Annotated in this window: 16 protein-coding genes and 1 pseudogene; 8 read left to right on the forward strand and 9 right to left on the reverse strand. The window is 73.4% G+C overall.

Annotated features, from left to right (window positions below; all coding sequences use genetic code 11):
* Positions 1–414: 414 nt before the first annotated feature.
* Positions 415–927, reverse strand: a pseudogene (locus tag AOQ37_RS42210) (ATP-binding protein); the annotation flags it as partial.
* A gap of 266 nt (positions 928–1,193) precedes the next feature.
* Between AOQ37_RS42210 and AOQ37_RS32020 the strand changes: the two are divergent.
* The 3 genes from AOQ37_RS32020 (at position 1,194) to AOQ37_RS32030 (ending at position 3,319) form a co-directional block, all read left to right on the forward strand.
* A complete protein-coding gene (locus AOQ37_RS32020) occupies positions 1,194–2,054 on the forward strand; it encodes a Sco1979 family transcriptional regulator (RefSeq protein WP_062649603.1) in 861 nt (286 codons plus the stop codon).
* Positions 2,055–2,330, forward strand: coding sequence for a DUF397 domain-containing protein (locus AOQ37_RS32025; RefSeq protein ID WP_020131864.1), 276 nt, complete (start codon positions 2,055–2,057; stop codon positions 2,328–2,330).
* A 176-nt stretch (positions 2,331–2,506) separates the two neighbouring features.
* Entirely contained in the window at positions 2,507–3,319 is an 813-nt protein-coding gene (locus AOQ37_RS32030) for an SAM-dependent methyltransferase (RefSeq protein WP_062649605.1), read from the forward strand.
* Between the two features lie 49 nt (positions 3,320–3,368).
* On the opposite strand, the gene pdxR is transcribed toward AOQ37_RS32030, so the two are convergent.
* On the reverse strand, positions 3,369–4,829 hold the full coding sequence (pdxR, locus tag AOQ37_RS32035) for a MocR-like pyridoxine biosynthesis transcription factor PdxR (RefSeq protein ID WP_062649607.1): 1,461 nt from the start codon (positions 4,827–4,829) through the stop codon (positions 3,369–3,371).
* A gap of 173 nt (positions 4,830–5,002) precedes the next feature.
* Here pdxR and AOQ37_RS32040 point away from each other — a divergent pair, with 173 nt between their 5' ends.
* Positions 5,003–5,479 (forward strand): carboxymuconolactone decarboxylase family protein, encoded by a 477-nt coding sequence (locus AOQ37_RS32040; protein WP_063781201.1) that lies wholly within the window; start codon positions 5,003–5,005, stop codon positions 5,477–5,479.
* A 70-nt stretch (positions 5,480–5,549) separates the two neighbouring features.
* On the opposite strand, the gene AOQ37_RS32045 is transcribed toward AOQ37_RS32040, so the two are convergent.
* The 3 genes from AOQ37_RS32045 to AOQ37_RS40940 form a co-directional block, all read right to left on the reverse strand.
* Positions 5,550–7,037 (reverse strand): glutamate synthase subunit beta, encoded by a 1,488-nt coding sequence (locus AOQ37_RS32045; protein ID WP_062649949.1) that lies wholly within the window; start codon positions 7,035–7,037, stop codon positions 5,550–5,552.
* A 245-nt stretch (positions 7,038–7,282) separates the two neighbouring features.
* Entirely contained in the window at positions 7,283–7,762 is a 480-nt protein-coding gene (locus tag AOQ37_RS32050) for an anthrone oxygenase family protein (protein WP_062649611.1), read from the reverse strand.
* A 134-nt stretch (positions 7,763–7,896) separates the two neighbouring features.
* Entirely contained in the window at positions 7,897–8,661 is a 765-nt protein-coding gene (locus AOQ37_RS40940) for a DUF2293 domain-containing protein (protein ID WP_234437077.1), read from the reverse strand.
* Between the two features lie 421 nt (positions 8,662–9,082).
* On the opposite strand from AOQ37_RS40940, the gene AOQ37_RS32060 reads away from it, so the two are divergent.
* A complete protein-coding gene (locus AOQ37_RS32060) occupies positions 9,083–9,724 on the forward strand; it encodes a nucleoside/nucleotide kinase family protein (RefSeq protein WP_199825114.1) in 642 nt (213 codons plus the stop codon).
* Positions 9,725–9,875: 151 nt separating this feature from the next.
* Positions 9,876–10,295 (forward strand): CBS domain-containing protein, encoded by a 420-nt coding sequence (locus tag AOQ37_RS32065; protein ID WP_062649613.1) that lies wholly within the window; start codon positions 9,876–9,878, stop codon positions 10,293–10,295.
* 109 nt (positions 10,296–10,404) lie between these two features.
* On the opposite strand, the gene AOQ37_RS32070 is transcribed toward AOQ37_RS32065, so the two are convergent.
* Positions 10,405–11,532 (reverse strand): magnesium and cobalt transport protein CorA, encoded by a 1,128-nt coding sequence (locus AOQ37_RS32070; RefSeq protein WP_062649615.1) that lies wholly within the window; start codon positions 11,530–11,532, stop codon positions 10,405–10,407.
* A 280-nt stretch (positions 11,533–11,812) separates the two neighbouring features.
* On the opposite strand from AOQ37_RS32070, the gene AOQ37_RS32075 reads away from it, so the two are divergent.
* Positions 11,813–12,607: a methyltransferase domain-containing protein gene (locus AOQ37_RS32075; protein ID WP_062649953.1), complete on the forward strand. Its 795-nt coding sequence runs from the start codon at positions 11,813–11,815 to the stop codon at positions 12,605–12,607.
* A 174-nt stretch (positions 12,608–12,781) separates the two neighbouring features.
* Here AOQ37_RS32075 and AOQ37_RS32080 read toward each other — a convergent pair whose 3' ends face one another.
* Positions 12,782–13,711, reverse strand: a complete 930-nt coding sequence (locus AOQ37_RS32080; protein WP_062649954.1) for a carbohydrate kinase family protein — start codon at positions 13,709–13,711, stop codon at positions 12,782–12,784.
* 188 nt (positions 13,712–13,899) lie between these two features.
* Positions 13,900–14,808: a pseudouridine-5'-phosphate glycosidase gene (locus AOQ37_RS32085; RefSeq protein ID WP_234437071.1), complete on the reverse strand. Its 909-nt coding sequence runs from the start codon at positions 14,806–14,808 to the stop codon at positions 13,900–13,902.
* Positions 14,809–14,919: 111 nt separating this feature from the next.
* On the opposite strand from AOQ37_RS32085, the gene AOQ37_RS32090 reads away from it, so the two are divergent.
* Positions 14,920–15,390, forward strand: a complete 471-nt coding sequence (locus tag AOQ37_RS32090; protein ID WP_062649959.1) for a VOC family protein — start codon at positions 14,920–14,922, stop codon at positions 15,388–15,390.
* On the opposite strand, the gene AOQ37_RS32095 is transcribed toward AOQ37_RS32090, so the two are convergent.
* Positions 15,381–16,727, reverse strand: a complete 1,347-nt coding sequence (locus tag AOQ37_RS32095; RefSeq protein WP_062649617.1) for an MFS transporter — start codon at positions 16,725–16,727, stop codon at positions 15,381–15,383. The genes AOQ37_RS32090 and AOQ37_RS32095 overlap by 10 nt on opposite strands.
* Between the last annotated feature and the right edge of the window lie 42 nt (positions 16,728–16,769).

The raw sequence follows: 16,769 nt of genomic DNA on the forward strand, positions 1-16,769 counted from the left end.
GTGGCCGGCCGGCCGGCCGTCGCGGCCGCCCTCGTATCCGCCGTGGCCACCGGGAGCGCGATGCCACTGGGGCGCGATGCGAGGGGCCGGACTGTCGGGCGCGGATGCGGGCGCGGGTGCGGGTGCGGGGACGGGCTTGGCGGAGGAGGCGGCGGGCAGGACCGGCGGCACGGGGTGGGGCCGGCGGGCGGCCCGGCCGGCCATGGCGCGGTACCACTGCTCGGCCTGTTCGTCCTCGTCGGCCGGGCTGTCGGACGATCCCGGCTTCGGGCGGGCGCCCCAGCCGAGGTCGTTGCGCGGCACGGCCGGGCCGGTGCGGGGCTCGGCCGGGCCGTCGTGGAACTCGTCCAGCGTGTCCAGCAGCTCGTGCAGGTCGGCGTGGTGCGGCTCGGCCGGGTCCAGGCTGTTGCAGGGCTCGGCGGGATCGCGGGGAGCGTCGGCCTTGCGGGTCAGGTCGGCCCAGACCAGCAGGCCGGGCCCGTGCTCCTGGGCACCCCAGGCGTGACAGAGGGCTTCGACGAGGAGCAGTCCCCTCCCGTGCTCCTCCTCGGGGCGCTGCGGGGAGGGATGGGGCTCACCCGGCGCGCACCCCTCGTCGCGCACGGCTATGCGCACCAGGTCCTCGCCGTCGTGCAGCTCGCAGACGACGATGTCGCTCGCGGTGTGCACGATCGCGTTGGTGACCAGCTCGGATATGACCAGGGCGGCGGTGTCGCAGGTGTCCTCGCACACCGACCAGCCGGTCAGCCGGGCCCTCGTCAGGCGTCTGGCCTGGGCGGGGGAACCCGGATGGGCGGCCAGTTCGAATCGGAACCGGCGCTCGGCAGCGGCCTGGTCGGGGCCTGCTCCCGCGCTGGCACCGAGACCCTGGGGGCGGCCTGCGGCGGCGTCTGTTCCTAAGGGCGCGGACGGAATCACGCTTGCCACTATCTCCCCGCCGTGAACACTTGGCAAGTGTCACTCTGAAAAATGCAGAGTGCTGTGTGACGCGGTGGAGGGCCGTGGCACACTGCTCGCAACAGCACGTTGAACGGCGCCGGTTGGGACCGTCGAAGATCCGTACTCATTCGTACAGATCTTCGAATGGATCTTCGAGCGGCGCCGTAGGGCTGTCGGGATTCTTTTCGTGACCGGCCGGGTCGGGGCTCGTGCGGCCCCCGCGTGACCGGCCTGGCTCTTCGTGGAGGTGGAGCGTGAGCGAACCGCGGTCCGCGCCGACGGTCGGACAGGTCGTCCTCGGTCGGCGCCTGCTGGACCTGCGGGAACGCGCCGGGCTCAAGCGCGAGGAAGCCGCCCGCATCCTGCGCGTCGCACCCGCCACGGTCCGCCGTATGGAGATGGCCGAGGTCAGCCTCAAGATCCCGTACCTCCAGCTGCTGCTGAAGGCCTACGGCGTCACCGAGGAGGAAGCCGACGGCTTCGTCCAGCTCGCCGAGGACGCGAACAAGCCGGGCTGGTGGCAGCGGTTCCACGACGTCCTGCCCGGCTGGTTCTCGATGCACGTCAGCCTCGAGGGCGCCGCCGCCCTGATCCGTCAGTACGAGCCCCACTTCGTGCCCGGCCTGCTCCAGACCGAGGACTACGCCCGCGGCGTCCTGAAGTCCGGAGCCATCGGCCAGACCCGCCCGGAGGACATCGAGCGCCTCGTCGACCTGCGCATGCAACGCCAGGATCTGCTCACCCGTCAGGACGCGCCCCGGCTGTGGGTCGTGATGGACGAGACGGTGCTGCGTCGCCCGGTCGGCGGCCCGGAGGTGATGCGCGCGCAGATCGACACCCTGCTCGAGGCCACGAAGCTGCCCAATGTGACGCTCCAGATCGCCCCGTTCGAGAACGGGCCGCATCCGGGCACGTACGGGCCCTTCGTGCTGTTCCGATTCGCCATGCCGGAGCTTCCGGACATGGTCTACAGCGAGTACCTGACCGGCGCCGTCTATCTCGACGCCCGCAGCGAGGTGGCGACCCACCTCGAGGTCATGGACCGCATGGCGGCGCAGGCCGCTACAGCACATCGCACGAAGGAGATCCTCCGGGATCTCCGCAAGGAGTTGTGAATGAATCACATCAGGACCCAGTCCAGGCCGAGGGTCCGCGCACAGCGGATCTACAACGGCATGCCCGCCCGTGAGCTGGGCAGTGAGGGCTGGCACAAGCCGTGGAGCGGCGGCAACGGAGGCAACTGCCTGGAAGCGATGAAGCTCGCCGACGGCCGGATCGCCGTCCGGCAGTCCACCGACCCCGACGGACCGGCGCTGATCTACACCTCCGACGAGATGACGGCCTTCATCGAGGGAGCCAAGGCGGGGGAGGCGGACTTCCTGCTGTCCTGAACCGACCTGCCTGGCACCTTTTGCTCAGCCCACCCCCCACCCGCCCTACCTCACCCCCCACCCGTCCTTCCCCTTCCGTCTTCCCCATCCCCGCTCACTCCCTTTTCTTCTGCTCGACTCCCTTGATTTGGTAATGACTTGAACACCATCCGCGTCACATGCTTACGGAGTGCCTCATGACCGGGCAGGACCCCACCGGAGCCCCAGAGATCGACACCAGCAAGCCCCACCCCGCACGGATGTACGACTGGTACCTCGGCGGGAAGGACAACTACCCCGTCGACGAGGCGATGGGCCGGCAGATGCTCGCCCTCGACCCGCGCGTGCCGGTGATGGCACGAGTCAACCGGGCCTTCATGCACCGCTCCACCCGCTGGCTGGCCCACCACGGGGTACGGCAGTTCCTGGACATCGGCACGGGCATCCCCACCGAGCCCAACCTGCACCAGGTCGCCCAGCGGATCGCGCCCGACGCCCGCGTCGTCTACTGCGACAACGACCCGATCGTGCTGGCCCACGCGGCCGCCCTGCTGCGCAGCACGCCGGACGGCGTCACCGAGTACCTCCAGGCGGACGTCCGTGATCCGGACGCCATCATCGAGGGGGCCGGGAAGATCCTGGACCTCGGCCGGCCGGTGGCGCTCTCACTGGTCGCGCTGCTGCACTTCGTCCCCGACGAGGACGGCGCGCACGAGCTGGTCGGCCGGCTGCTCGCCGCGCTGCCCTCCGGCAGCTACCTGATGATGACCCACGCCACCGCCGACTTCTCCCCGGAGGAGTCCGCGGCCGCGACGGAGAAGCTGAAGGCGGCGGGCGTCACCCTCGCCCTGCGGTCCCGCGCCGAGTTCACCCGCTTCTTCGACGGGCTCGACCTGGTCGAACCCGGCGTCGCGGTGGTGCCCGACTGGCACCCCGAACTCGGCGAACCGGTACCGGGCCAGGACGACGGGGTGATCCCCGGATACGGGGCGGTGGGCCGCAAGCGCTGAGCCCGCCGCGACCGGTGCCGCGCGCGCCGTGGGACGTCCCCGGGACGGCTCACGGCGCGTCGTCACGTCCGGCGGCGCCGCGCCGTCCCGCGTCCGCCGGCGGCAGGATCCGGCACAGCGCCTCCAGCGCCGCCCCGTAGGCGTGCTCCGGCGGCGTCGCGTACCCGACGACGAGACCGTCCCGCGGTGCCATGTCGGTCGTCGGATGCCGGAAGGCGGCCAGACCGTCCAGGGCGACGCCCTGCCAGACGGCCGCCTTCAGCGCCGACGGCTCGGTGCCGGGCGGCAGCCGCAGCACCGCGTGGAGACCGGCCGCGACCCCGGTGACCTCGACGTGCGGCGCCTGCGCGGCGAGCGCGTCGACCAGCCGGTCCCGGCGACCGCGGTACCGCTGCCGCATCCGCCGTACGTGACGGTCGTACGCTCCGGAGGTGATGAGGTCGGCCAGACTCAGCTGGTCCAGCACGCTCGCCCAGGCCTCCCGCTCGCCCTTGGCCGCCAGGACCCCGTCGACATAGCGCTCGGGCAGCACCATCCAGCCCAGGCGCAGCGCGGGCGACAGGCTCTTGCTGACCGAGCCGACGTAGATCACCCGTTCGGGATCGAGTCCCTGCACGGCGCCGACGGGCTTGCGGTCGTAGCGGAACTCCCCGTCGTAGTCGTCCTCGAGGAGCACCCCGCCCCGCGCGCGTGCCCAGTCGATCACGGCGGCCCGGCGGCTCGCGTGCAGGGGACCACCGGTCGGGAACTGGTGCGCGGGGGTGAGCAGTACCGCCCGCTCGCGATCCAGCCGCTCCACCCGCGCCCCGTCCGCGTCCAGGGGCAGCACGGTCGTCCGCACGCCGGCCGCCGCCAGCAGACCCCGGTGGAACTCCAGGCCGTACGCCTCCACGGCCAGCGGACCGCGCGGGAGCCCGCCGCCCGGACCGAACAGCAGCCGCAGCGCATGGGCGAAGCCCGAACAGATCACGATGCGCTCGGGCTCGGCGCGCACCCCGCGCGCGCGTGCCAGATAGACGGTGAGGGCCTCCCGCAGCTCCCGGCGGCCCGCCGGGTCACCGGGGCCGAACACCTCGTGGGGCGCCTGCTGGAGGGCCCGCCGGTAGGAGGTCAGCCAGGCCGCGCGCGGGAACGACGACGCGTCCGGTGTGCCCTGCCGCAGGTCGTGCAGGGGTCCACGCGTGCGTGCGGGTGCCCTGACGGGTGTGCGGTGCGCGGGCCGCAGCGGTTCGGTCCGGTCGGCGACCCGGGTACCGGACCCCTGCCGGGCGGTCAGCCAGCCCTCCGCGACGAGTTCCGCGTACGCGTCGGCCACCGTGTTGCGGGCCACGCCGAGATCGGCGGCGAGCGAGCGGTACGGCGGCAGCCGGGTGCCGGGAGGCAGGCGCCCGCCGCGCACCGCCTCACGCAGGGCCCGGATCAGGGCGGCCCGCCGACCGCCCGGACCGGCCAGCTCCACATGCAGGTCGGCACCGATCCGCTCCGCGGAATCGACCCACGAATCCACCATGGAAATGCACCCTACAGGGGGTCTTTGCGGCCCGTAGGTTGAGAGACATGACGACGCATTGCATGACGACGACGAACGCCACGGGTACCGACGTGACGACTGCGACTGCGACTGCGACTGCGGCTGCGGCGGGGGCGGAGGCGGAGGCGGGGGCATCGGCTTCGGCGGGGGCCGTGGCTTCGGACGCGGGGGTGGCCGCACGGTCCCGGCTCGACTTCGGGAAGACCGCCCCGAAGGCGTTCCGCGCCCTCATCGGCTTCGACGCCGCCGCCCGCCAGGGCCTCGACCCGGCGCTCGTCGAGCTGATCCAGATCCGCGCCTCGCACCTCAACCGCTGCGCGTACTGCCTCCACTTGCACACCGGCGACGCCCGCAAGGCCGGCGAGAGCGAGGAACGGCTGCACATGGTCGCCGTCTGGCGCGAGGCCCGGCACTTCTTCACCGAGCGGGAACAGGCGGCCCTGGCCCTGACGGAGGCCGTCACGCTGGTGGCCGACGACGGCGTCCCGGACGGCGTCTACGCCGAGGCCGCCGCCCGCTTCGACGAGCAGGAGCTGGCCCAGGTGCTGGCCCTGATCTGCGCGATCAACACCTGGAACCGGGTGGCCCTGGCGACGGGCAAGGTGGCCGGCACGGACGAGCGCCGCTGACACGATCGGCGGGCCACGGCCCGCCGGCCCCGGGCGCGGCGGGCGTCGGCTTCGGGTGCGGCGGTCGGGGCTAGCGGCTCATCGGGCGGTCGTACGGGCCGATCGGCATCGGCAGCCGTGAACTCCCCGTCAGATGACGGTCGACGGCCGATGCCACCGCCCGCCCCTCCGCGATGGCCCACACGATCAGCGACTGCCCGCGCGCCGCGTCCCCCGCGGCGAACACCCCGGGGACGTTCGTCGCGAAGTCGCCGTCCCGGGCGATGGTGCCGCGCGGCTCCAGCGTCAGCCCCAGCTGCTCGACGAGCCCGTCCTCCCGGTCGGGCCCGGAGAAGCCGAGGGCCAGCAGCACGAGATCGGCGGGGAGGGCCCGCGCGGTGCCCTCCACCGGCCTGCGCCGTGCGTCGACCTCGACGAGGTGCAGCGACCGTACGTGGCCGGTCTCGTCACCGGTGAAACGGAGCGTGGACGCCGCGAACAGCCGTGCGTCCGCGTCCGCCGCCGGCGCGGACCCCAGATCACGCGCCTCCTCGTGCGCTGCCGAGAGCCGGTAGATCTTCGGATAGGTCGGCCAGGGGTCGGTGTCCTCGTCGCGCTCCGGACCGGGCTGCGCGTAGATGTCCAGCTGGGTCACGGACGCGGCCCCCTCGCGCACCGCCGTGCCCAGACAGTCGGCCCCCGTGTCACCCCCGCCGACGATGACGACGTGCTTTCCGGCGGCGGACATCGGGGACGACTCCAGGTCCCCCTCGCCCACCCGGTTGGCCAGCGGCAGATACTCCATCGCCTGCTGTATACCGGTCAACTCCCGCCCGGGAACGTGCAGTTCCCGCCACTCGGTCGCGCCGGTGGCGATCACCACGGCGTCGTGGCGGACCCGCAGATCCGCGGCCATGACGTCCCGCCCGACGGTGGTCGAGGTGCGGAACTTCGTGCCCTCGGCCCGCATCTGCTCGATCCGCCGCTCCAGGTGGTGCTTCTCCATCTTGAAGGAGGGGATCCCGTACCGCATGAGTCCGCCGATCCGGTCGTCCTTCTCGTAGACGGCGACCGTGTGCCCGGCCCGCGTCAGCTGCTGTGCCGCGGCCAGCCCGGTGGGCCCGGAACCGATCACCGCGACCGTCTTGCCGGAGAGCCGGTCCGGCGGCCGCGGCGGTGTCAACCCGTCCGCCCAGGCCCGGTCGGCGATGGCGGCCTCGACGTTCTTGATGGTGACGGCCGGCTGATTGATGGCGAGGACGCACCCGGCCTCGCACGGCGCGGGACACAACCGGCCGGTGAACTCGGGGAAGTTGTTCGTCGCGTGCAACCGGTCGCTCGCCGCCCGCCAGTCCTCCCGGGACACCAGGTCGTTCCACTCGGGGATCAGGTTGCCGAGCGGACAGGCCTCGTGGCAGAACGGGACACCGCAGTCCATGCAGCGGTCCGCCTGCCTGCTGACGATGGGCAGCAGTGCCCCGGGGACGTACACCTCGTCCCAGTCCCGCACCCGCTCCTCGACCGGCCGCCGGGGCCAGTCCTCGCGGGGCGTGGTCATGAATCCCTTGGGATCGGCCATGGGCGTCTTCCTCGCGTACGCGTGCGACAGGCCGAGCGTCATCGGGCGGCACTCTTCCGGCCACGATACGTCCCGTCGGCCGCCCACGCAGAGCGGCGGACAGCGCTTTCCGTTCGTCCACCCCGGCGGGACCGCTCCCCGGCGGGACCGCTCCCCGGCGGGACCGCGTCCCGGCCGGACCGGTCGGTCCGCTCCGACCGGTCGGACTGCTCTCACCGATAGGTCCGCTCGGTTCGGTCAGAGGGTCAGACCAGGGCCAGGACGTACACGATCGCCGAGGCCGCGGAGGCGAGCGCGCGCACGTGGTTCCACCGCGTCCACTGGCGCAGATAGACCGGCCAGTACGTGACGGCCTCCGCTGTGCCCGGTTCCAGTTTCGCCAGCGCCTCGTTGCGCGGCACATTGGCCGTCACCGTCACCCCGAACGCGCCGCACAGATACAGCGCGCTGCCCAGCAGCAGCTGGAGCGTGCCGTCGTCCGGCCACAGGACGAAGGTCACCACCGCGATCACCGCGCACACCGCCGCCGCACCGAGGAACAGCACCATGAACGCCGGCGTCATCGCCGAGGAGTTGATCGCGTTCATCGCCGCGACGCCCTGCGCGGGCGGCAGCGCGGCGAGTCCCCGCATCACCAGGACCGAGAAGGCACAGAAGACGCCGGCCATCACCCCCGCGGTCACCGTGCCCACCATCGCGAGCACCTCGTACGGTCCATCGATCATGACAACGTCAACTCCCACCCGTAGAGCGGAGATCCTGCCCGGGTCCGTCCCTCACCTCAAGTGAAATCCCGTGCATGATCCGCGGCCATGGGTGAAACGCGCGCGGACATGCGCGGACGTCCACCGGAGAGCCGTCAGCGCCCCGGAACCGTCCCGCCGCCGTTTCCCTCGCCGCCGTTCCCCTCGCTGCCGGTCGCCTCGTCGGCGGTGCCGTCGCCACCGGTGCCCTGGCCGCCCTCCCGCCACGTCCGCATCCGGGCCTCCACGTCCGCCGCGATCCGCCGCCGTGCCTCGTGCCGGGGCACCCCGCTCATCAGCAGCCGGTCGTACGGCGTGTCCAGATGCCGTACGGACGCGACGACCGCGGAGACGACGGCCCCCTCGGACAACGCCCGCCCGGCGGCGCTGCGTCCCACCCGGCCACTGCCCCGCAGGGAGGCGTGCGCGGCGATCGCGCGCGCCCGGTCTCCCGGGCACCCGGGGAGCAGCCGCAGGATTTCCGCCGCGAACTCCCGCGCGAAGCGCGCGTCCTGCGCCGCCCGGCGCCGCGCGTCCCGGGTGCGGCGCCGTCGCCGTGCCTCGGCGTCCGCCAGGCACCGCTCCTCGGCGCGGGCGAGCGCCGTCTCCTCCACCAGGACGCCCTGACGCTCGTAGCGCCCTTTGCGCCGGTTGAACCGGACCACCACCGCCGACAGCCCGCTCTCCTCCCGCGACCGGCGGGTCAGAGCCGTGTCACCACGCGGCAGGAACACCAGGTGCCCCAGATCGGCGCAGTCCAGGCAGCGCGGCGCGGCGTCCTCCAGGACCAGCATCGGCAGCGGCCCGCGACGGCACCCTGCACAGTGCTTCCGCCGGAGCGGCTGGACGACGACGAGACCGGCACGGGCCGCGGGCGTCACCGGGCTGGGAGCGGGAGCGGGGGCGGGGGTGGAGGTGGAAGTGGGAGCGAGGGTGGGAGCGGGCCCGCGGACGGGGGCGGGGGCGGGGCCGGGGACGGTGGGGGCTGGGGCTGCCATAGAGCCTTCATGCCCCCTGGTGGAGGCGCCGGCACCTGGCCACCGGGTCCCGGGCAGTCCGAGGGGATGCAGTGCGGCCCGGGTGCTCCCGTACCGTTCGGGACAGTCGTGGGGCGTATCGGTCGGGGTCGGTCCTGGGCGGTCGTGGGGCGTATCGGTCGGGGTCGGTCCTGGGCGGTCGTGGGGCGTACCGGCCGGGGCCGGTCCTTGGCGGTCGTGGGCCGTGCCGGACGCGGTCGACCCTGGTCGGCGACGGACCCGGATCGCACCGGGGCCAGGCAGCCGGACCGGCGTCTGACGCATCATGGGCCGTGTGCGACTCGAAGCGATCACCTGGGAACGGCTCGGCGACCTCCTGGCCGAGCGGCTGCTCGACCTGAAGCCCGACGACGGGATCCGTCGTCCGCGCATCGCCTTCGACGGCGCCCCGGCGGCCCGCCCCGGAGACCTCGCCGAGCGCGTCGCCGAGGCCCTGCGCGCCCGCGGGCGCCCCTCCCGGGTCGTGGACACGCACGGCTTCCTGCGCCCCGCCTCCCTCCGCCTCGAGTACGGCCACCACGATGTCGACGCCTACTACGACGGCTGGTTCGACACCGGCGCTCTGTGGCGCGAGGTGTTCGATCCCCTCGAACCCGGTGGCGACGGCCGGATCCTGCCCGATCTCCGGGACCCCGTCACCGACCGTGCCACCCGCAGCCCCTACGTCCCCCTCCCGCCCGGCGGTTTCCTGCTGCTGCACGGCCCCTTTCTGCTGCGCCACTGGTTCCCCTTCGACCTGACCGTGCACGTCCTTCTCTCACCGCCGGCCCTGCGCCGCCGCACCCCCGAGGCAGACCACTGGACGCTGCCCGCCTTCGAGCGCTACGTCCAGGAGACCGATCCGGCCGCGGCCGCCGACGTCCTGGTCCGCGCGGACGACCCTCGCCATCCGGCCTGGGGCGGCTGACGCCGCGCCCGGTGAGCGCCGGGTCCGGTGTGCCGTGTCGCGGAGCCGTCCTCCGGGTGCGGGCGCCATGCGGCGCTACAAGAATGTAGGGCGCCGGGACCAGCGGTGCCTTCCCGCGCCGCGCCGGCCGTCGGGCACCGGGAGGTACTTCATGACCACCGCCGGAGACATCATGCACCGGGGCGCCCAGTGGATCCCCGCCCATGAGACCCTCGACCGCGCCGCCCAGTTGATGCGTGAACTGAACGTCGGCGCGCTGCCCATCAGCGACGAGAACGAGCGGCTCTGCGGGATCCTCACCGACCGGGACATCGTCGTCGGCTGCGTGGCCGTGGGGCACGACCCCGCCAAGGTCACCGCGGGCGAGATGGCCCAGGGCACACCGCGCTGGATCGACGCGGGAGCCGACGTCGGCGAGGTGCTCCACGAGATGCAGGAACACCGGATCCGCCGGCTGCCCGTCATCGAGAACAAGCGCCTGGTGGGCATGATCAGCGAGGCCGACCTCGCCCGGCACCTGCCCGAGGAACAGATCGCCACCTGGGCCGAGACCGTCTACGCCCGGTCCTGATCCGGCCCGGACCTGATCCATCCCTCCCGGTCCTGTCCTCAGGATCCGCCGCTTCCTGATCCGCCGGGCACCGGCCGCGGTGCGGTGGCCGGCCGGGCAGAGCCGTCGTTCACAGCCAGCCGTTGCGCCGGAACCCCCGGTACAGGACCCAGCAGGCGACGGATATCACGCCGATGACCAGGGGATAGCCGAACTTCCAGTGCAGCTCGGGCATGTGTTCGAAGTTCATGCCGTACATCCCGCAGACCATGGTCGGCACGGCGATCACCGCGGCCCAGGCCGTGATCTTCCGCATGTCCTCGTTCTGCGCGACCGTGACCTGAGCCAGGTGCGCCTGAAGGATCGAGTTGAGCAGTTCGTCGAAGGCGGCGATCTGTTCCGTGGCGCGCAGCAGGTGGTCGGAGACGTCGCGGAAGTACGCCTGTATCTCCGGGTCGATCACCCGGACGGGCCGGTCCGCGAGATCCAGGAGCGGACGGCCGAGCGGCACCACCGCCCGCTTCAGCTCGAGGAGTTCACGCTTGAGCTGGTAGATGCGGCCCGGATCCGCCCGAGCGCCGTTCGCCGCGAAGACGTCCGTCTCGACCCTGTCGATGTCCTCCTGCACGGAGTCGATGACATTGAGGTAGTCGTCCACCACATGGTCCGCGACCGCGTGCAGCACCGCGGACGGCCCCTTGCCCAGCTGAGTGGTGTCGGACTCCAGCTCCTCGCGCAGCGGGCCCAGTGACCCGTGCCGGCCGTGCCGCACCGTGATCACGAAGTCCCGGCCGACGAACACCATGATCTCGCCGGTGTCGACCACCTCGCTGGTCTCCGTGAGCTCCTCGTGCTCGACGTAGCAGACCTTCTTGAACACCGCGAACAAGGTCTCCCCGTACCGCTCGACCTTCGGCCGCTGATGGGCCTCGACGGCGTCCTCGACGGCCAGCGGATGCAGGTCGAACAGCTCGGCGATGCCCGCGAACTCGTCGTTCGTCGGCTCGTGCAGGCCGAGCCAGACGAAGCCGTGCCCCTGCTTGCGCACCCGTTCCACCGTGTCGACCAGGTCACCGCCGCGCGGGGCCCGCACGCCGTCCCGGTACGCCACACAGTTCACCACCGAGGAACCCAGCGGGGACCGCGCGGGGTGACTCAGGTCGACCCGCGGCCGTCGCCGGGCCAGCCGTGCCACCCTGCGCAGGCCGCCGACCCTTCCGAGGCCGGTGACCTTCCGCAGATTCCCTGCCATGGTCATCTGGGTCTCCTTGTGTGTCTGTCCGCGGACCGCGCCGCTGCGTCCTGGCGGGCCAGTCTGCCAGGCCCGCACAGACCGGGGCCAAGCCTGTGGAAAGGGCAGGTTCCGCTTTGTTCCCGCCTGTGGACGACGACACCCGGCATGGTTCGCGGGTCCGGTGGCCGACCGTTCCCGGTCCGGGTTCCCGGTGTCGCCGACCGCATCCCGGCGGGCTGTCCCGCACCCCGCCCCGGCCGCGTCGACGACCTCCGACGAGCCGGACAACTGGGATGATCGCGGCATGACGCGACCCGACGGGTACCTCCTCGACAACCGGCAGCCCGAGGCGGAGGAACGCTTCGACGCCTTCGCCGCCCTCTTCGACGCCACGACGTTCCGCCACCTCGAGGCGTTCGGGGTCGGGCCCGGCTGGCGCTGCTGGGAGGCCGGTGCGGGCGGCACCTCCGTGGTCTCCTGGCTGGCGAAGAGGGTCGGTCCGACGGGCAAGGTCCTCGCGACCGACATCGACACCTCCCTGCTGACGCCGGCCGGCCGTCCCCCGGTCGAGGTACGCGTCCACGACCTCGGCACCGAGGAACCGCCGATGGAGGGCTTCGACCTGGTGCACGCCCGGCTCGTGCTGGTCCATGTGCCGGACCGGGAGCGGGCGTTGCGCTCCATGGTCAGGGCACTGCGGCCGGGCGGGCGGCTCCTGATCGAGGACGGTGACCCCGCCCTCCAGCCCCTGATCTGCCCCGACGAGTACGGCCCCGAACAGCAGCTGGCGAACCGCTTGCGGCACGGCTTCCGCAAGCTCCTGGAAGCCCGGGGCGCCGACCTCGCCTACGGCCGTAAGCTCCCGCGCCTGCTCCGCGAGGCAGGGCTGCACCGTGTCGAGGCCGACGCCTACTTCCCCGTCACCTCACCCGGCTGTGCGGCCCTGGAGTCCGCGACGGTCCGTCAGATCCGCGGCCGCCTCGTCGAAGCGGGCCTCGCGACCGACGAGGACATCGACCGGCATCTGGCGAACGTCGCCGCGGGCGGCATGGACCTGGCCACGGCCCCGCTGATCTCGGCCTGGGGACGCAAGGGGTAGCGGCCCGAGCGGGTGGTGGGCACGGGCGGGCGGAGAACCCGGGCGGGTGCAACGTGTGAGCGGGCGTCGGCCGACGGGGGAGGCGGCCCGCTCGAGGTGAGCGCCCACCCGGCGTGGTGCCCTCGCGGCGTGGTGCCCTCGGCGGTGGCGCGGTGGCGCGGTGGCGTGGTGCGCCTAGCCCGCGTGCGTCCGGTGCGTCGTCGGCACCGCGCCCTCGCCGCGCGCGGGTGGTCTGCCGCCCACACGCTCCACCGCGCGGGCCCCCGCCCTGCACCCCTCGGCCGCCGCGGCCATCTCGTCGGCGCACGCGAGCAGCGCGGCGAGGAAGGCTCCCGTGAAGGCGTCGCCGGCGCCCGTGGTGTCCAGGGGCGTCGCCGGAGCGGCGGGGACGCGGACGAGCACGGCGCCGTCGCGGGCCACCAGCGCGCCGTCGACGCCCTCCTTGGACACCACCAGCGGGACCACCCGGCTCAGCGCGGCCGCGGCGGCCGCCCCGTCGAGCAGCCCGGTCAGCAGACAGGCCTCGGCACGGCTGGGCAGCAGCACGTCCATCCCCTCGACGAGGGTCAGGAAACGGTCGACGCCCAGGTCCGCCAGGAAGCCCGCCGACGCGGGATCGAGGCTCACCGGCACCCCCCGCGCGCGGGCCGCGGCCGACGCCGTGCCCACCAGCGCGCGCCCGGACTCCGAGAACAGCAGGTAGCCCGACAGATGCAGCCGGCCGACCCCGTCCAGCAGGGCGTCCGACCAGTCCTCCGGGCCGAGCCGCAGGGACGCGCCGCTGTCGGTGAGGAACGTCCGCTCGGCGGCGGCACCGGTGTCGACCAGGCAGATCACCGTCCCGGTGGCCGCCTGCGGGTCGACCACGAGCCGGGGCCGTACCCCGCAGGCGGTCAGCTCCCGTTCGTGCCAGGCCGCCGACTCCGTGCCCACCCGGCCGAGGAGCCGGACGTCCGGGCACCCCCGGTGCGCCGCCCAGCACGCCACGTTGGCGCCCGCCCCGCCCGGCAGGGTCCGGATCACGGAAACAGTGTCCGTGCCCGAGGCGAGCGGGCCCCGATGGCGGGCGACGACGTCCGTCACGACGTCCCCGACGACGAGCAGCGCCCCGCCCCCCGAGCCGCCGACCCCGCTGCCCCCATTTCCCCCTGATCCGCCGGTTGCCCCGGAACCCCTTCCGCCCGCTGCGGAGCCCGATCCCGCCCCCGGGCCGGGGCTCGTCGCCGCATCCGTCTCCCGGATCGGCTCGGCGGGGTCGCCCCGGCCGCCGTCCGCTCCGCGTGGCCGCGCGGTCATGCCTCGGTCCACGCCGTCGCGATCCGCGACGCCAGCCGCACATTGCCGCGCACCGCCGCCAGATTGGCGCTCAGCGACGCCCCGTCGGTGTGCCGGACCAGGTGGTCGAGCAGGAACGGCGTGACGCCCTGGCCGGTGACACCGGCCTCCTCGCACGCGTGCAGCGCGTCGGCGAGCACCCGCGCGTGCACCTCGGGATCCAGTTGCTCCTCCCGCGGAACCGGGTTGGCGACGATCAGCGCGGACTCCGGCGCGCCGAGCGCGTCCTGAGCCCGCATCACCTCGGCCACCTGCCCAGGGGTCCGCAGGGTCCAGTCAACGGGATGACCCGAGTCGGACAGGTAGAACCCGGGGAAGCGATCGGTTCCGTACCCGGCGACGGCGACGCCCAGTGTCTCCAGTCGCTGAAGGGTCGCCGGCACGTCCAGGATCGACTTCACCCCCGCGCACACCACCGTGATCCGGGTGCTCGCCAGCAGCCCCAGGTCGGCCGACTCGTCCTGGGTGACCGTCCACTGCCGGTGCACCCCGCCGAGCCCGCCCGTCGCGAACACCCGCACCCCCGCGAGCTTCGCCAGCAGCGCCGTGGCCGAGACCGTGGTCGCCCCGCTCGCCCCCGAGGCCACGGCGAGGGGCAGATCGCGATGGCCCAGCTTGCGGAAACCGTCCTCGTTCGCGACCCGCTCCAACTGCCCCTTGTCCAGGCCCACATGGGGGTGCCCGTCGAGCACGGCGATCGTCGCCGGTACGGCGCCCTCCGCGCGGACGACCGCCTCCAGCTCCAGCGCCACCTGGAGGTTGCGCGGGCGGGGCAGCCCGTGCGAGATGATCGTGGACTCCAGGGCCACCACGGGTCGACGCGCGTCGACCGCGTCCCGCACCTCTTCCGACACCACCAGCACCACGCGCCCGCCTCCTGTCCGTCGGTCTCCTCTCATCTCTGGCAGGCGGCGCGCCCGGCCAAACCCTTGCGGCCTGTGGGGCGGGACACCAGCCTGGGAGGTATGACGGACGACATGGGACGTGCGACGGACAACCTGGGACGTGCGACGGACAGAACGAGACGCGACACGACACGTCTCGACCACGTGGTCCTGTGGGTACGTGACCCGATCGCCGCCGCCGACTTCTACGAGAAGGCCGTCGGCCTGGAGCCCGTCCGCCTTTCCGAGTTCGCCGCCGGCGAGGAACCGTTTCCCTCCGTACGCGTCGACGAGGATGCCCTCCTCGACCTCATGCCGCTGTCGATGGCCGAGCGGATGACGATGCTCCCCGGCGCCGCCGAGAGCGCGGGGCACCCGGTGAACCATGTCTGCCTCGCCCTGACGCGCGGCGACTTCGACACGCTGCTCGCCCGCCTGGAGGAGCGCGCCGTCCCGGTGTCGGACGTCTCGCGGGGCTCCTTCGGCGCCCGTGGCGAGGCCACGCGCAGCTTCTACTTCCGCGACCCGGACGGCAACGTCATCGAGGCACGGCACTACGACTGACGTTCCCGCACCGCCGCGTTCCCGTTCCTGTTCTCCTCCTCGGCGTTCCTGTTCTCCTCCCCGTTCCTGTTCCCGTTCCTGTTCCCGGTCCGGGTGAACAGCACCAGCGCGGCCAGCGGGACGAGCAGACTCGCCGCGGCGAGGTTGAGCCAGGCGTAGCTCGCCCGCGCGACGATCAGCCCGGCGATCGCCCCGCCGATCCCCGCCGAGGCGTTCATGGTGAGGTCGGAGAGCCCCTGGGCGGCGGCCCGCGCGGCCTGCGGCACCGCGTCCGTCAGCAGCGCGGAACCCGACACGATCCCGGCCGACCAGCCCAGCCCGAGCACGAAGAGCCCGGCGGCGGTCTGCCCGTGGCCAGCGCCCGCCGTGCCCGCCAGGAACAGCGCGACGGCCAGCAGCCCGGCCGCGAGTCCGGCCACCGAGAGCCGTCCGACCCGGTCCGCCAGCCGTCCCATCAACGGCGCGAACGCGTACATGCCCGCGATGTGCCCGCTGATGACCAGCCCGATCAGGTCGACGCCCGCGCCGTGGTGGGTGAGGTCCAGCGGCGTCATCGACATGACCGAGACCATCGCCGTGTGCGACACGGCCACGGTCACGAGCGCCAGCCGCGCCCGGGGCGAGGCGGCCACGGCCGCCAGGCCGGCCCGCAGGGAACGGGCCTGTGGTGAGCGCTCCTCCCGTGGCCCGAGCGCGCGGGCCGTCAGCAGCGGGTCGGGGCGCAGCAGCACGCCCACCAGGACCGCGGCCATGACGAAGATCCCGGCCGCCCACAGGAAGGGGCCCGCCGCCGCGGGTATCCCGAGTCCCGCCACGCTCCGGCCGGCGGGCGCGGCGATGTTCGGGCCCAGGACCGCGCCGATGGTGGTCGCCCACACCACGTTCGAGATGGCCCGGGCACGGTGCCGCGGCTCGGCCAGGTCGGCGGCGGCGAACCGCGCCTGGAGGTTCGCCGAGGACGCCGCGCCGAAGGCGGCCATGCCGCCCAGCAGCAGCGGGTAGTTCCCGGCGCGCGCCGCCAGCACGACGACGCAGGCGCCCAGGGCGCCCACCAGATAGGCCAGTACCAGCCCCGGCCGGCGCCCGCGCGCCGTCATCAGGGCGGCCATGGGTATCGACAGCACGGCCGTACCGGCGACGGTGGCGGTGGGTGCCAGCCCGGACAGCGCCTCGGTGCCGCTGACCTGCCGGGCCAGTACGGCGGACAGCGCGATACCGGTGGCGACGCCGAGTCCGCCGAGGATCTGGCTCGCGACCAGCACCGCGGTCGTACGGCGCCGCAGCGCGGGCAGGAGTACGGCGTCGACGGGCGCGGCGGCGCGCTCGACGGCGGTCACGGTCCGCGCCGGACCGTCGCACGGCCGTGGCGGACCGTCGCA

The organism is Streptomyces maremycinicus, from assembly GCF_001184025.1.
Classification (GTDB): Bacteria; Actinomycetota; Actinomycetes; order Streptomycetales; family Streptomycetaceae; genus Streptomyces; species Streptomyces maremycinicus.

What these genes read in the sequence shown, in the direction of transcription:
- AOQ37_RS32025 (WP_020131864.1), top strand. Translation starts at nt 2,055, where the DNA reads ATGAATCACATCAGGACCCAGTCCAGGCCGAGGGTCCGCGCACAGCGG.
- AOQ37_RS32030 (WP_062649605.1), top strand. Translation starts at nt 2,507, where the DNA reads ATGACCGGGCAGGACCCCACCGGAGCCCCAGAGATCGACACCAGCAAG.
- pdxR (WP_062649607.1), bottom strand. Translation starts at nt 4,829, where the DNA reads ATGGTGGATTCGTGGGTCGATTCCGCGGAGCGGATCGGTGCCGACCTG.
- AOQ37_RS32045 (WP_062649949.1), bottom strand. Translation starts at nt 7,037, where the DNA reads ATGGCCGATCCCAAGGGATTCATGACCACGCCCCGCGAGGACTGGCCC.
- AOQ37_RS32050 (WP_062649611.1), bottom strand. Translation starts at nt 7,762, where the DNA reads ATGATCGATGGACCGTACGAGGTGCTCGCGATGGTGGGCACGGTGACC.
- AOQ37_RS32060 (WP_199825114.1), top strand. Translation starts at nt 9,083, where the DNA reads ATGGGCCGTGTGCGACTCGAAGCGATCACCTGGGAACGGCTCGGCGAC.
- AOQ37_RS32065 (WP_062649613.1), top strand. Translation starts at nt 9,876, where the DNA reads ATGACCACCGCCGGAGACATCATGCACCGGGGCGCCCAGTGGATCCCC.
- AOQ37_RS32070 (WP_062649615.1), bottom strand. Translation starts at nt 11,532, where the DNA reads ATGACCATGGCAGGGAATCTGCGGAAGGTCACCGGCCTCGGAAGGGTC.
- AOQ37_RS32075 (WP_062649953.1), top strand. Translation starts at nt 11,813, where the DNA reads ATGACGCGACCCGACGGGTACCTCCTCGACAACCGGCAGCCCGAGGCG.
- AOQ37_RS32090 (WP_062649959.1), top strand. Translation starts at nt 14,920, where the DNA reads ATGGGACGTGCGACGGACAACCTGGGACGTGCGACGGACAGAACGAGA.